Raw genomic sequence first — 13,559 nt, 5'->3', positions numbered from 1 at the left:
GCGCGGGCCTCAGGGGCTCAGAATACCACGGCCTCGATGCCCTCGAACCGTACAGCCGTCAGGATGCCCGAGGCATAGGCCTTGGTGTCCAGATTGATGCGGTTGCGGTTGAAGTCCGGCTTGCGCACCGGTGTGTGGCCGTGGACGATCTTCTTCTCGAAGCGTTGCGTGGAATGCAGGAACTCCTCGCGAATCCAGACGAGGTCGCGATCGTCCTGCTCGGCCAGCGGCACGCCGGGACGCACGCCGGCATGGACGAAGAAATAGTCGCCGATACTGTAGGAGGTGGGCAGGCCACGCAGGAAATCGAGATGCGCCTGCGGTATGGCTGAAAGCATGTCCTGGCGCAGGCGGTCCGGCGTCTTCTCCACCTTGTAATTCTGCCGGCTGGCAATGCCATAGCTCTGCAGGAAGGCGTCGGCGCCGAAGAAGCTGCGCCAGGCATCGCCGATCGGCTTGTCGTCGAGAAAGCCGAGCAGCGCGTCCTCGTGGTTGCCCAGGAGCACCACCAGCTCACAGCCTCGCACGCCGTTCATCAGCCGCTCGATCACGCCGGCGGAATCGGGGCCGCGGTCGATGAGATCGCCGACGCTGACCACGACATGCTTGAGGCCCGGCAGCAGCGACGCCCGCCTTTCGATGCGCGTGAGCAGGGGTTCCAGCAAATCGAGCCGCCCGTGGATATCGCCGATGGCGATGACGGAGGTCTCAGGCGGCATGCTGGGCGGTTCGGGAAAGCGCTCGATCTTCTTCTTGGCTATCGGTTTGGCTATTGGTTTCTTGGGCATGGCGGGCTCCCTCTCCCACACCGGGAGAGGGCTGGGGATTGAGATCCCTTACTTCCGCGTGCCGGCCCCAAACGTCAACAAGAAGGGGCAATTGTGACGTGGAGAACTCGGAGTGGAGATGACCTTCCCAGGATGAGGAGGGTCAGGTTTCCCCTCAGCTTCGCGGCTTGGCGTTTGCGGGGTCGTAGAGCGGCTTATAGCCGACGCCGGCCACCTCGACCGGATAGGTCTCGCCGAAATACTCGACCTGGAACTTGCGACCCTCCTGCGCATAGGCATGCGGCAGATAGGCGAGCGCGATGTTCTTGCCGATGGTCGGGCCATAGGCGATCGAATAGGTGTAGGACCGGCGACCGAGTTCGTCGACCAGCGTCTCGCCGGTCTCAGGGTCCATCACCGGCAGGATGCCGACGGGGTAGCGAGCGACGCCCTTGGCATCGACATTGTCCGTGATCACCAGCGTACACAGCATGGCCGGCTGGTGGGCGCGGGCGCGGTGCTCCAAATGCCTGGCCTTGCCGCAGAAATCGGCCTCCTTGACCTTGGGGCGCTGGAGATCGGTTTCGATCAGGTTGTACTCGGTGTTGAGCTCGGCATTCTGCAAGCGCAGGCTCTTTTCCATGCGGCGGGAATTGGCATAGGTCTCCACGCCGACCGCCATCACCCCGGTGGTGCGCAACGCGTCCCAGACGGCAAGGCCGTCCTCGTAGCGCATGTGCAGTTCCCAGCCCTGCTCGCCGACATAGGAGATGCGGAAGGCGGAGACGTCCTTGCCCCCGATGTGGATCTGCTTGATGGCGGCAAAGGCGAAGTTCTCCGGATCGAGCCCGGTCGGGTCTTCCACTACCTTCTTCAGATTGACGCGGGCATTCGGGCCCCAGATGCCGATGGTGACGTATTTCTCCGAAGTATCGGTGACGGTCACGTCGAAGCCCTTGTCCTGGGCAACGCGGCGCAGATAGTTGAGATCGCGCGGGCCGGCATCGGCGCCGTCGACCACGCGGCAGCGGTCCGCCATGCGGAACACGGTGAGGTCGGCGCGCACCATGCCGTTTTCGTCGAGGAAATGGGTGTAGATGCCCTTGCCGATATTCGCTTCGCCGCCGATCTTGGCGGCGCAGACCCATTCCATCAGCGCGACATGGTCAGGCCCCTCGACATCGATCATGGCGAAATGCGAGAGGTTGATGATGCCGCAATCCTCGCTCATGGCGAGCTGTTCGGCATTGGAGACGCGCCAGAAATGGCGGTTGTCCCATTCGTTCGCGCGCACCGGCACGCGGTTTCCGTATTTCTCGAGCAAATGCTCGTTGGCGGCGTAGCCATGGGCGCGTTCCCAGCCGCCGAGCTCCATGAAGTAGCCGCCGAGCTCCTTCTCGCGCTCATAGAAGGGCGAGCGCCTGATATTGCGGCCGGTGTCATAGGGCTCGCGCGGATGCACGGCAGGGTTATAGATCTTGCGGGCCGCCTCGCCGCAACGCCCCTCGATGAAGCCTTCCTCCAGCATGTGCGGGGAGAAGCGAGCATAGTCGATCTTGTTGTGGTCGATCGGCGTACGCCCGTCGGTCATCCAGTCGGCGATGAGCTTGCCCATGCCGGGGCCATCCTTGACCCAGATAGCGACCGCATACCACAGGCCCCGCACCTTCTGGCTTTCGCCCATGGAGGGGCCGCCATCGGTGGTGACCTGCAGAAGGCCATTGAAGGAATGGCCCTCATTGTAACCCAGCTCGCCGAGAATCGGCGTCAGCTCCATGGCGCGTTCGAGTGGGCCGATGATCTGCTCCATGTCGAGGTCGCGCTGCGAGGGCGACAGGCGCGCCTCGTGCTTTTCGAGAAGGTCACGCGGATGGCACAGGCGCGGATTGGTCTCCTCGTAATAGCCCCACTCGATCTGGCCGCCTTCGGCGGTCGTCGGATCGCCGGTGTCGCGCATATAGGCGGAGTTGCCCTGGTCGCGCATCAGCGGCCAGCCGATCTCCTTGCCGGTGCCGGCGAACTCGTTATAGGGCCCGAAGAAGGTAAGCGGATGATCGACCGGCATCACCGGCAGGTCCTCGCCGGCCATCTCGGCGATCAGGCGGCCCCACAGGCCGGCACAAACAACGACATGATCGGCCTCGATAGTGCCGCGGCTGGTGACCACGCCCTTGATGCGGCCGTTCTCGATGATGAGCGACTGAGCCGCCGTGTTGGCGAAGACCTGGAGCTTGCCGGCGGCCTCGCCCTGGTCGACGAGCTTGCCCGCCACCGTCTGCGAGCGTGGGATGACAAGGCCGGCATCGGGATCCCACAGGCCGCCCTGCACAAGATGCTCCTCGATCAGCGGGAACTTCTCCTTGATCTCGGCCGGCTCGATCAGGCGGGCACGGGTGCCGAAGGCTTTGCCGGAGGCAACCTTGCGCTTGATCTCGTCCATGCGGGCATCGTCGCCCACGCGGGCCACCTCGATGCCGCCGACGCGGGCGTAGTGACCCATCTTCTCGTAGAAATCGATGGAATAGAGCGTGGTCCAGCAGGACAGGAAATCGTGGCTGGTGGCATAGCAGAAATCGGAGGCATGGGCGGTGGAGCCGATATCGGTCGGGATGCCCGACTTGTCGATGCCGACGATGTCGTCCCAGCCCCGCTCGATCAAATGATGGGCGATCGATGCGCCGACGATCCCGCCCAATCCGACGATGACGACCTTCGCCTTTTTTGGAAACACTGCCATTTGCCTGCGACTCCGGATGCGTTGCGGGAAACCCTAGCGCCTCAGCCGCCGCGGTTGCTGCCTCAGTGCGACCTTCTCCCAAGGCCACGCGACCACAACCGCAGGATGCAGCGCCGATGCCATCCCGTTGCCGATTAGCTCTATAGAAGACGCGCTGGAACGATGTCGCATATGGGCCGGGACATGGCCAGAAAACGACGCCGACGAGAATCCTGTCGCCGAGGTTGATCGCCAGCTGAACTATTCCCTTCTCCCCCTGCGGGAGAAGGCGCCGGCAGGCGGATGAGGGGTCTCGCAACTTGTTCAGGTCGTGCTTGCGAGTGAGCATCAGAAAAGTCAGGTCGCGAGCCCCCTCATCCGGCGCTTCGCGCCACCTTCTACCACAGGGGGGAGAAGGAGAGAACGCCCTGTGCGCACTGTCACGGCGGTATCCCGTTGCCTGTGGCTTGGTCGGGCATCCACGCACCGGGCCCTGCCATGAACCGCTCCCTTCGTCCTCCCTTGCTCGCCGTCTGCTTCGCTTGTCTCTGGCCCGCCGCAGGCTCCGCCATGGAGCTATGCCATCTGCGCAAGACACCGGATGGTTTTGTCGCCCTGCGCGCCGGTCCCGGCCCGCAGCACCGCCTGATCGCCCGTATGAAGCCCGAGGACGAAGTGCAATATGGCCAGGGGCGCACAGGCAAATGGGTCGAGGTCACCTGGTGGCGCGGCGATTCGCGCCTTGAGGAGGATGGCTTCAGCAAGGGCATCCATGGCTGGGCCTTCTCGCCGCTGATCGCCAAGGATTGCGGGTGAGCCCCAAGCGCGGCGCCGTGCCGTTATGCTTGAGATGACGGGGCGTTTGCGCCTAAGGGTGAACGTTCCAGCCTTCTTTCAGCCTACGGACGCCCACCATGCATGAGCCCCTCCCCGTCTCCGATACCATGAACGGCGCCGAAAGCCTGGTGCGCACGCTGGTCGATAGCGGCGTCGAGGTCTGCTTTGCCAATCCCGGCACTTCGGAAATGCATTTCGTCGGCGCGCTCGACCGCATCGAGGGCATGCGGCCGGTGCTCGGCCTGTTCGAGGGCGTGGTCACCGGCGCGGCGGATGGCTATGCCCGCATGACCTGCAAGCCGGCGGCGACGCTGCTGCATCTCGGCCCGGGCCTGGCCAATGGCCTCGCCAATCTCCACAATGCCCGCAAGGTGCCGGTGCCGATGGTCAACATCATCGGCGACCATGCCTCCGCGCATCAGCGTTTCGATGCGCCGCTGACCTCCGATGTCGCCGCCTTCGCCCGCCCGGTCTCGCATTGGGTGCATTCCTCCCCCAACGCCCGCAGCGTCGCCGCCGATGCCGCCCGCGCCGTGCAGGCGGCCCGCACCGCGCCCGGCCAGATCGCCAGCCTGATCCTGCCGGCCGATACCGCCTGGCTCGTTGCCGACAGGCCGGCCGCGCCGCTCCCTGTCCTCGGCCCCGCACCCGTTTCGGACACCGCCGTGGCGCAATCGGTGGCGGCGCTCGACGCGGGCGGTCCGGTTGCCTTCCTCTTACGCGGCGAGGCCCTGCGCGGCCGCGGGCTGGCGGCAGCGGGCCGCATCGCGGCCAAGACCGGGGCCCGGCTGATCTGCGACACCTTCGTGCCGCGGGTCGAACGCGGCGCGGGGCGCATCAAGGTGGAAAGGCTGCCCTACCGCCCCGGTCCCGCCCTCGATTTCCTCAAGGGCACGCAGACCCTCATCCTGGTCGGCTCACAGGCACCGATCGCCTTCTTCGCCTATCCGGGACAGCCGAGCGAGCTGACGCCGTCCGGCTGCCGGCCTCTCGTGCTCGCCTTTCCGCATGAGGACGGCACCGGCGCCCTCGAAGCCCTAGCCGAGGCGATCGGCGCGACTGCGCCCGGCAAAGCCTCCGCGCACGCCCCGCCTGCCCTGCCTGCGGATGGCCGCATCACCGCGGAGGGCATCATGCGCATCGCCGGGCATTTCCTGCCCGAGAACGCCATCATTTCCGACGAGACGATCTCTTCGGGCTTTCCCTTCTACCCGCTCAACGAAACGGCGGCGCCGCATGACAGCCTCCAGCTCTCGGGCGGGGCGATCGGCGACGGCCTGCCTGTCGCCACCGGCGCCGCTATCGCCTGCCCCGGCCGCAAGGTGGTGTCGCTGCAGGCGGACGGCAGCGCCATGTACACGCTGCAATCGCTATGGACGCAGGCGCGTGAGCGGCTCGACGTCACCACGGTCATCTATGCCAACCGGGCCTACAAGGTGCTGATGGACGAGGTCGCGGGCGTGGGCCTCGGCAGCATCGGCCCCAGGGGGCAATCCATGTTCGATATCGGCAATCCCGATCTCGATTGGGTGAAGCTCGCCGAGGGCATGGGCGTGGAGGCGGTGCGGGCGGAGAGCCATGCCGCCCTCGCCGACGCCTTCAAGGCCGCGATGGGACAGCGCGGGCCGAGGCTCATCGAGGCGGTGCTCTGAGCGGTTCTCATCGAAAGAAAGAGCAGCGAAGAAGCCCGGCAGACGTTCGTCTTGCGGAGCTGAACGCGGAATTTGGTGTGCCGATCTCCAGATCGGCATTCTTGGAAACAACGCGCTCCGGCAAGAAGATGCCGATCTCGCTCCATGACTTGATGGAGCTGAGAAGATCGGCACACGGTCTTACCCGCTACACCCGCCCGCTCAGGTGCCTTACCTTGCGCAGTTCGGGGAACCAGTACCACCACAGGCCGGCTACTGCGATCGTGGCGACACCCCCGAAGATCACGGCGGGCACGGCACCGATCAGCCCCGCCGAGATGCCGGCACGGAACTCGCCAAGTTCGTTGGAGGCACCGACGAAGACCTGGTTGACCGCGTTCACCCGGCCGCGCACCGCATCGGGTGTCCAAAGCTGGATCAGGGTCTCGCGCACATAGACGCTGACCATGTCGAGCCCACCGAAAAGCGCGAACGCCAGGATGGAAAGCCAGACTGCCGTCGAGGCGCCGAATAGAGCAATGGAGGCACCGACCAGCGCCACACAAACGAACATGATCACGCCGGCATGATCCCTGATCGGGTGGCGCAACAGGATCGCCGCCACCACGATGGCGCCGACGCCGGGCGCTGCCCTGAGCATGCCGAGCCCCCAGGGACCGACATCGAGGATGTCGCGGGCATAGACCGGCAGCAGCGCCGTGGCGCCGCCGAGGAGCATGGCGAAGAGATCGAGAGAGATGGCGCCGAGCACGATCTTCTCGCCCCAGATATAGCGAAAGCCGGCGACCAGCGTCTCGAAACTCGGCTTTTCCTTGGCCGCCTTCACTTGCGGCGGCGGCGCGATGGTGAAAGTCAGCAAGGCGGCGAAGCCGAGCAGCACCAGGGCCGTGCCATAGGCGGCATTGGCCGAGACGCCGTAGAGCAGGCCGCCGGCAACCGGACCGATCACCGTGGCGATCTGCCAGGACGAGGTGCTCCAGGCGATAGCGCTGGCGAGGTCCTCCTCCGGCACCAGATTGGGCATCAGCGACTGCTGCGCCGGGCCGAAAAAGGCCCTGAGCGTGCCGAATACCACCAGCGTGACGAAGATCGGCAGCGCCGTCTGGCTGCCCCATAGCCCGAACAGCATCAGCGCAAGGGCGCAGAGCGCTTCGCCGGCGAGGCAGATCGTCATGATGCGCACGCGGTTGAAACGATCCGCCACCGCACCCGTGACCAGCACCAGGAGGAAGGCCGGCAGGAACTGCACCAACCCGACAATGCCAAGATCAAAGGGATCGCGCGTGAGGTCGTAAACCTGCCAGCCGACCGAAACGCTCATGATCTGGGCGGAGAAACTACCGAGGAAACGCGCCAGCCAATACCGCGCAAAACCGCCGTGACGGAAGGCGCCTGCGCGCGAAAAAGAAAGATCTGGCATACCGGGAACCGAAAAAAGGAGGCCTCCTTGTAGAAAGACAGCGGGTTGGGGGCAAGATCCCGCGGACGAAACCTAGCCAAACCAGGCGCGCCCTTCCGGCCTCGCCGGTAACAAGCCGATCACCGTATGACGTTGATATCGCAGAGCAGATCCACCTTCGAATTTTCGGGATGGTTCCACGTCATCTGCCCGATCGTCTTCGCTGCGATGAAGGGAATCGAAAGCAGCGCACCGCGAGAATTGGCGACTCGCAACCCGTATCCACGGTGCTCCTGCACGACCTTGACCGTCCAATCCTCCTCGCGCAGATCCGGAAACAGCAGAAGGGTGGTGCCTGTGGTTCCTTTCAGTTTTGCGCCGCCTTTGCCATCAAGCACGAGCTCCATGGCATTGTCGCCCTCGCGGCAGATCATGGTTCTCTGGGGCGGTTGATCGGCGCAGACGGATTGAGCCCAGCATGCTCCGACGATCGCCAACGGGGCGGTTATCGACAAGAGCAGTCGCCGGCGGCTCAGGCTGGGATATTGCAGCTTTGCCGAATGCAGGAAGGCACCTAGCCGGATAGACGCTTTCACCGTGGGATTCGCCGCCTGCATCGCCAGTCCTTGAGCACCGTACCGAAAAGTGGGCGCCAGTTTTCGGCAAAAATGCTGCGGATGTCGATCCTGGTTTCGGACGCAGCGAGCCGAAACTCTCGCCACGTCCGTCTGTTTGCCTGCGCATCTAGGCGGCGGCCGCCTTGGCGGATTTCACCACCGCCGGATCGACCCAGCCGCCGAAACCGACGGCGATTCGGTTCCAGCCATTGATGACGTTGATCAGGAGGGTGAGTTTGACCCGCTCCTCCTCGCTGAAATGCGCCTTCAGGGCCTCATAGGCCACTTCATGCGCATGCCCCTCGGAAAGCCGCGTCAAGGCCTCGGTCCAGCCGAGCGCGGCCCGCTCGCGATCGGTGTAGCAGGGCGCCTCGCGCCAGGCCGGCAGCAAATAGATGCGCTGCTCGGTTTCGCCGTTTTCGCGGGCGAACACCGTGTGCATGTTGAGGCAGTTGGCGCAGCCATTGATCTGGGAGGCACGGATCTCCACGAGCTCGCACAGACCCGGATCGATATTGGCGGCGATGACGAACGAAACGCGCTGCCACTCCTTCATCAGGGTGGGGGCAGCGGCAAGGGGGTTCAGCTTGGCGGTCATGGTCGGTCTCCTTGTTGGTACCGAGGTCATGACGATCTGGGATTCGACTTTGTGACATTCCGGTGGGCTTTTCTGTCACCGACGCCGGTTCCGGCAGCCTTCACACAGTGGCCTCGCCTAACCTTTCCCGCAGGAAGCGGCGGGTGAGTTTCACGCCCGTCGGCGAGATGGTGTGGCCGACGCCCCGCAATATATGGCTTTCCACCGTCATGCCGGCCTCTTGCAGCATGGACCGCGCCCGCCGGGTTTCCTCGGATGGCACAGCGCCGTCGGCGCTGCCATGCACCAGCAGCACCGGCGTGACCCGGGCTGGCGTGAACGGCTCGGGAGCCACGAAGCGGCCGGAGAGCAGCACCATGGCCCCCACGGGCCAGCGGCCGCGGGCCAGGGCGTCGAAAGCCAGGGTTGCGCCCTGCGAGAAGCCGACCAGGGCGACGCACTCCAGCCGGTTCCCCAGGCCATGGGCGACAACGAGGGCGTCGATCAGTTCATCGAAGGCCGCCCGCGCTGCCATGATGCGCGCCAGCCGGTTTTCCGGCGTGACGCCCTCCAGGCTGTACCATTGCCGGCCCGGTCCCTGCTCATAGGCAAAAGGCGCGTCCGGGGCGATCACCGCCGTCTTGGGCAACGAGCGCCGCAGCACGGCCGCCAGCGGGTCGAGATCGTAGCCGAAGGCGGCGACGCCATGCAGAAGGATGACCAGACTGTCCGGCGTCGCCTCCATTGCAGCATTCCACCCGGCAATCTCAGCGGCTTCCGCCCACCCTGCTCCGCAGCGCCATGCCCGTCATCACCGAGGCGAAGCCGTAGAACAGAAGTTCGACGCCGAGAAGAATGCCGAGCAGCGAGGAGGCCGACTGCTGGAAGTCCGAGAAGATCAGAACCGCCAGCAGAATCGAAATCAGGCCAGACAGCAAAAGCCAGGTCCAATTGGCGGAGGAGCGGATGTTGAAGGCGATGATCACTTTGGCAAGCCCGTAGATCAGGAACATCGCCCCCAGCAGGGCCGTGAGGGAGACCACGCCGGCCAGGGGATTGAGCAACAGGGAAGCCCCGAGCAGCAGTGCGAGAATACCCATGAGCGCCGTCATCAGGAAGCCACCCCAGGCCCGGATCACGGTGGCATGCACCAATTGCCCGACGCCCAGCACGATGAAGGCCCACGCTGCCCACACCACCACCACCAGCGAGGCGAAGCCTGGATGGATCAGTGCCAGGATACCGCCGATCACCGCGATCAGGCCGAGAATGACGAACCAGGGCCAGGACCGCTGCAGAACTTCCATCGTCGTCTCCCCCTTTGCCGTTGAAGAACAATGGACAACATAGCATTGCCGCCGCAGGATTCGAGCTTTCGACGACAATATGGTTTCAGCGGCCCTTCACCCCGCCTCGAGCCTTTGCCGGTTCACCAGCAACCGCCTCCAATATCCTGCCTCCGCCGCACACGTCGCTTTCCGGCAATTCGGCGGCGTGCTTGAGCCGCAGGCGGGCGACGCATTCCCCTATTCAAGTCTCAGGTCCAGAATTCTCGGGAGAACACCATGACGGACGCAGCCGACAACGCCACGCATACCGAAGCTCCGTCCGCCTCGCGCCGCGGGCGCGACGCCCGCCGGGCCGCCCGCGTGCAGCGCGGCGGCGTCTCGGTGCCCTATATCACCCGCAATATCCCCCTCACGGAGGTGCTCTCCGAAGAGGCGATGCAGATCATCGAGCACAATGCCGAGACGCTGCTGGAGGAAGTCGGCATCGAGTTCCGCGAATATCCGCGCGCGCTCGAACTGCTCAAGGCAGCCGGCTGCGACATCAAGGGTGAGCGGGTGCGCTTTCCGCGCGGCCTTGCCCGCAAGCTGATCCAGACGGCGCCCTCGCAATACACCCAGCATGCGCGCAATTCGGAACGCAATGTCGTCATCGGCGGCAACAACACGGTGTTCGCACCCAATTACGGCTCCCCCTTCGTGCATGACCTCGACAAGGGCCGGCGCTACGGCACCATCGAGGACTTCCGCAATTTCGTGAAGCTGGCCTATGCCAATCCCTATGTGCACCATTCGGGCGGCACGGTGTGCGAGCCGGTCGACCTGCCAGTGAACAAGCGCCATCTCGAGATGATCTATGCGCATATGCGCCTCAGCGACAAGCCGTTCATGGGCTCGGTCACCGCACCCGAGCGTGCCCAGGACACGGTCGACATGGCCAAGATCCTGTTCGGTGAGGATTTCATCCAGCAGAACACGGTGTGCACCAGCCTGATCAACGCCAATTCGCCGATGGTATGGGACAACACCATGCTCGGCGCGGCCGACGTCTACGCCCAGAACAACCAGGCCTGCATCATCACGCCCTTCATCCTCTCCGGAGCCATGAGCCCGGTGACGGTGGCTGGCACCCTCACCCAGGTGCTGGCCGAGGTCCTGGCCGGCGTCTCCTTCCTGCAATTGGTACGCCCCGGCGCGCCGGCCATCTTCGGCACCTTCGTCTCCACGCTCTCGATGCAGTCGGGCGCGCCGACCTTCGGCACGCCGGAAGCCGCCCTCGCCATTTATGGTGCCGGCCAGCTCGCCCGCCGCATGAAGCTGCCCTTCCGCTCCGGCGGCTCGCTCTGCGCCTCCAAGGTCCCGGACGCCCAGGCCGCCTATGAAAGCGCCAATACGCTGCTGCCGGCCATGTTCGGCGGCGTGAACTTCATGCTGCATTCGGCCGGATGGCTGGAAGGCGGGCTCTCGGCCTCCTATGAGAAGTTCGTGATGGATTTCGACCAGCTCGGCGCCATGCACGTGCTGGCCAAGGGCGTCGACATGTCCGAGAACGGCCAGGCCATGGATGCCTTCCACCAGGTCGAGCCGGGTGGCCACTTCCTCGGCTGCGCCCACACCCAGGCCAATTTCGAGACCGCCTTCTACCGCTCCACCATCTCCGACAACAATTCGGTGGAACAGTGGGAAGCGGAGGGCAAGCAGGATGCTGCCCAGCGCGCCAACAAGATCTGGAAGAAGACGCTGGCCGACTACGAGGCTCCCGCCATCGACCCCGGCATCGACGAGGCCCTGCGCGACTTCATCGAGCGCAAGAAGGCTGCCGTTCCCGACGCGAATTACTGAGGGTGCCTCTCTCATCCCTCTCCCGGCCGGGAGAGGGATGAGAGATCACCGATCCGACTTCGCCTCCTACCCGCCGCAGCCTCCACCACCGCAACCACCACCGCAGGAGCCGCCGTCACTGCTGCCGCCGGTATCCGCGCTGACCTCGAAAGCTATGGTGGAAGGGCTGGCAAGATAGAGGGAAAACGACGTCAAGCCGAGGCCTGCCAAGCCGGCATCGCCATGAAGGGCAACCCAATCTGTTAAGGCAGGGCTGTCGGCTGCCGGTTTGCCGCGTGTCCGGTGGGCTCGTTCGGCCTCCTTCAGCGCACGCCGGCCGGCCCAAGTCCTCATCGGCTTGCGCTTTGCCGTGTTGACGGCCAGCATCGCCGTCACGACGAGGCAACACAAGAGGAAGCCGATGGGACGCCCGACGGCTATACCGTGCCAAAGTCGGGTCAGGCCGAGCAGAAACAGCGGCCCAATCACCAGATAAGGAAGCTGCCTCGCCCTAGCCAATTCCGCCTGGCCGGGGACGAAGCCGGCAGCGATCAGATCCCGCCGGATCGGTTCGGCCTCGCGCTCGATGGCAACGGACTCGACACGCCATGGGCCGTCGGCCAACCGCTCGCCGATCAGCCGCTCCAACGCCGGCGCTTGCGGCGAAACCGGGCGCAACAATACGGCATCTCCCGACTGAATAGCGACGGTGCCGTCGACATAGAGGCGGGTCATCGCAGTTTCGAAGACCCGTCTGGTACCGCCGGCAAGAAAGGCGAGGTGATAGAGTTCGAGTACCCTGCTGGAGGTTGCCGGAGGAGAAGAGCCTTTCAATGCGTCCTGCAGGGCGCGGCTGAGCAGGATGGCACCTGCCAGGAGCACGACATAAAGCGTCAGGAAGCCCGGCCCCTGCAGGGCACCGTGGCTCGAAGAGTTGTAGATGGCGGCACAGCCCGGCACCGCCAGAAGAAGGGCCAGGAAAGCCAGGGGCTTGACGGCGCGCTTCAGGAGCCCTCGCAGTCGCGGCAGCAAGGCCTGCCGGCCCGACCGTGCCGAATCCATGGGACCCGCCGCATCCGGTTCCGGCCAGATCTCGGCCGGCGGCTCCTCGCCGAAGAAACGGCGGTAATCGGCGAGCGTCTGCCGGTAGAGACGGTCGAAGTGCAGATCCTCCGCGATACCGCCGCGGCCCGGCTCGTGATGGAAATCGCGCTGCAGCACGTCGCGGCAGAACTCCCCCCAATAGCGCCTGGTATCGATCAGATGCAGGTGCCAGGCTTCATCCACCGCCCGCGAGGGACAGGCGCCCTGTCCGTTGGAAAGGGCGATGGCAACGAAGCGCTTATATTCGAAAGCGACGCGGCGGGCCTTGTCATGGCTCCAGCCGCACTCGGCCGCCAGCCTTGTCGTGAAGGGGATGGCATCGTCGGGCTTGTCGAGCGCATAAGCCTCGAGCCGTGCCCGCAGCACGGTGAAAGCCATCTGGTCCCCGGCTTCGGGGGACTTCAAGGTCGTTCTGGCTTCACCGGCATCCGACAAGAAGCACCGCAGCGGTTCTGGGGACGTCACAGTCATTATATCATAGGGCGCGGGCATAGCTATCCCGCTCGCCGAAATGCAATTCAAAATGAAGCAGAATGGACTGATCTTCCGGTCTCAGGCCGGCATTTCCATCCTCCCAACGCAGTGATTCCATGCCGGTCTGAAGACCGGCACACCGCAAGACGCGCTTCGGCTGTTCCTCAACACTCTCATTAAGAATTGCTGTGTCGGAACTTGTTGCCCTGCGGATAGTCCAAGCCTGTTCGCAATCGCCTCCGGTCAGTTGCCAAAGTCACTGCCCAACCTATGGTGGCCCAAGCCTCTTGCGATTTGACGACGTCACCG

11 protein-coding genes are annotated in these 13,559 nt (G+C 64.6%); 3 read left to right on the top strand and 8 right to left on the bottom strand.

The genetic code is table 11. The features are described from left to right. Positions 1 to 17 precede the first annotated feature (17 nt). Together ACN6KF_RS25410 and ACN6KF_RS25405 are read right to left on the bottom strand one after the other, a co-directional pair. The gene (locus ACN6KF_RS25410) at positions 18 to 788 is read right to left on the bottom strand and encodes a metallophosphoesterase family protein (RefSeq protein WP_434959528.1); all 771 of its coding nucleotides are present in this window, start codon (positions 786 to 788) and stop codon (positions 18 to 20) included. A gap of 154 nt (positions 789 to 942) precedes the next feature. Continuing rightward, the gene (locus ACN6KF_RS25405; RefSeq protein ID WP_434959527.1) at positions 943 to 3,504 is read right to left on the bottom strand and encodes a GcvT family protein; all 2,562 of its coding nucleotides are present in this window, start codon (positions 3,502 to 3,504) and stop codon (positions 943 to 945) included. Positions 3,505 to 3,981: 477 nt separating this feature from the next. Here ACN6KF_RS25405 and ACN6KF_RS25400 point away from each other — a divergent pair, with 477 nt between their 5' ends. Continuing rightward, the gene (locus ACN6KF_RS25400) at positions 3,982 to 4,299 is read left to right on the top strand and encodes an SH3 domain-containing protein (RefSeq protein WP_434959526.1); all 318 of its coding nucleotides are present in this window, start codon (positions 3,982 to 3,984) and stop codon (positions 4,297 to 4,299) included. A 98-nt stretch (positions 4,300 to 4,397) separates the two neighbouring features. Further along, positions 4,398 to 5,972: an acetolactate synthase large subunit gene (locus ACN6KF_RS25395; protein WP_434959525.1), complete on the top strand. Its 1,575-nt coding sequence runs from the start codon at positions 4,398 to 4,400 to the stop codon at positions 5,970 to 5,972. A 187-nt stretch (positions 5,973 to 6,159) separates the two neighbouring features. Here the strand turns inward: ACN6KF_RS25395 and ACN6KF_RS25390 are convergent, their stop codons facing one another. From ACN6KF_RS25390 to ACN6KF_RS25370, 5 genes are all read right to left on the bottom strand, one after another. Further along, positions 6,160 to 7,392 carry an MFS transporter gene (locus tag ACN6KF_RS25390; protein WP_434959524.1) on the bottom strand — a complete coding sequence of 411 codons (1,233 nt, stop codon included), beginning with the start codon at positions 7,390 to 7,392 and terminating at the stop codon, positions 6,160 to 6,162. Between the two features lie 119 nt (positions 7,393 to 7,511). Further along, positions 7,512 to 7,988, bottom strand: coding sequence for a hypothetical protein (locus ACN6KF_RS25385; RefSeq protein WP_434959523.1), 477 nt, complete (start codon positions 7,986 to 7,988; stop codon positions 7,512 to 7,514). A 127-nt stretch (positions 7,989 to 8,115) separates the two neighbouring features. Beyond that, on the bottom strand, positions 8,116 to 8,586 hold the full coding sequence (locus tag ACN6KF_RS25380; RefSeq protein ID WP_434959522.1) for a carboxymuconolactone decarboxylase family protein: 471 nt from the start codon (positions 8,584 to 8,586) through the stop codon (positions 8,116 to 8,118). A 100-nt stretch (positions 8,587 to 8,686) separates the two neighbouring features. Further along, positions 8,687 to 9,310, bottom strand: a complete 624-nt coding sequence (locus ACN6KF_RS25375; RefSeq protein WP_434959521.1) for an alpha/beta hydrolase — start codon at positions 9,308 to 9,310, stop codon at positions 8,687 to 8,689. A 22-nt stretch (positions 9,311 to 9,332) separates the two neighbouring features. Then, positions 9,333 to 9,872, bottom strand: a complete 540-nt coding sequence (locus ACN6KF_RS25370; RefSeq protein ID WP_434959520.1) for an HdeD family acid-resistance protein — start codon at positions 9,870 to 9,872, stop codon at positions 9,333 to 9,335. A gap of 258 nt (positions 9,873 to 10,130) precedes the next feature. On the opposite strand from ACN6KF_RS25370, the gene ACN6KF_RS25365 reads away from it, so the two are divergent. Continuing rightward, on the top strand, positions 10,131 to 11,693 hold the full coding sequence (locus ACN6KF_RS25365; RefSeq protein WP_434959519.1) for a trimethylamine methyltransferase family protein: 1,563 nt from the start codon (positions 10,131 to 10,133) through the stop codon (positions 11,691 to 11,693). Between the two features lie 66 nt (positions 11,694 to 11,759). Here the strand turns inward: ACN6KF_RS25365 and ACN6KF_RS25360 are convergent, their stop codons facing one another. Next, positions 11,760 to 13,181, bottom strand: a complete 1,422-nt coding sequence (locus ACN6KF_RS25360) for a TIGR04222 domain-containing membrane protein (RefSeq protein WP_434959518.1) — start codon at positions 13,179 to 13,181, stop codon at positions 11,760 to 11,762. Between the last annotated feature and the right edge of the window lie 378 nt (positions 13,182 to 13,559).

Origin of the sequence: Labrys methylaminiphilus subsp. lupini (assembly GCF_051161885.1) — a bacterium.
GTDB lineage: Bacteria > Pseudomonadota > Alphaproteobacteria > Rhizobiales > Labraceae > Labrys.
Note: the sequence above shows the minus strand (reverse complement) of the source record. Positions and strands in the feature narration are given on the sequence as shown.

What these genes read in the sequence shown, in the direction of transcription:
- ACN6KF_RS25380 (WP_434959522.1), bottom strand. Translation starts at nt 8,586, where the DNA reads ATGACCGCCAAGCTGAACCCCCTTGCCGCTGCCCCCACCCTGATGAAG.
- ACN6KF_RS25405 (WP_434959527.1), bottom strand. Translation starts at nt 3,504, where the DNA reads ATGGCAGTGTTTCCAAAAAAGGCGAAGGTCGTCATCGTCGGATTGGGC.
- ACN6KF_RS25395 (WP_434959525.1), top strand. Translation starts at nt 4,398, where the DNA reads ATGCATGAGCCCCTCCCCGTCTCCGATACCATGAACGGCGCCGAAAGC.
- ACN6KF_RS25410 (WP_434959528.1), bottom strand. Translation starts at nt 788, where the DNA reads ATGCCCAAGAAACCAATAGCCAAACCGATAGCCAAGAAGAAGATCGAG.
- ACN6KF_RS25365 (WP_434959519.1), top strand. Translation starts at nt 10,131, where the DNA reads ATGACGGACGCAGCCGACAACGCCACGCATACCGAAGCTCCGTCCGCC.
- ACN6KF_RS25370 (WP_434959520.1), bottom strand. Translation starts at nt 9,872, where the DNA reads ATGGAAGTTCTGCAGCGGTCCTGGCCCTGGTTCGTCATTCTCGGCCTG.
- ACN6KF_RS25375 (WP_434959521.1), bottom strand. Translation starts at nt 9,310, where the DNA reads ATGGAGGCGACGCCGGACAGTCTGGTCATCCTTCTGCATGGCGTCGCC.
- ACN6KF_RS25390 (WP_434959524.1), bottom strand. Translation starts at nt 7,392, where the DNA reads ATGCCAGATCTTTCTTTTTCGCGCGCAGGCGCCTTCCGTCACGGCGGT.
- ACN6KF_RS25400 (WP_434959526.1), top strand. Translation starts at nt 3,982, where the DNA reads ATGAACCGCTCCCTTCGTCCTCCCTTGCTCGCCGTCTGCTTCGCTTGT.
- ACN6KF_RS25385 (WP_434959523.1), bottom strand. Translation starts at nt 7,988, where the DNA reads ATGCAGGCGGCGAATCCCACGGTGAAAGCGTCTATCCGGCTAGGTGCC.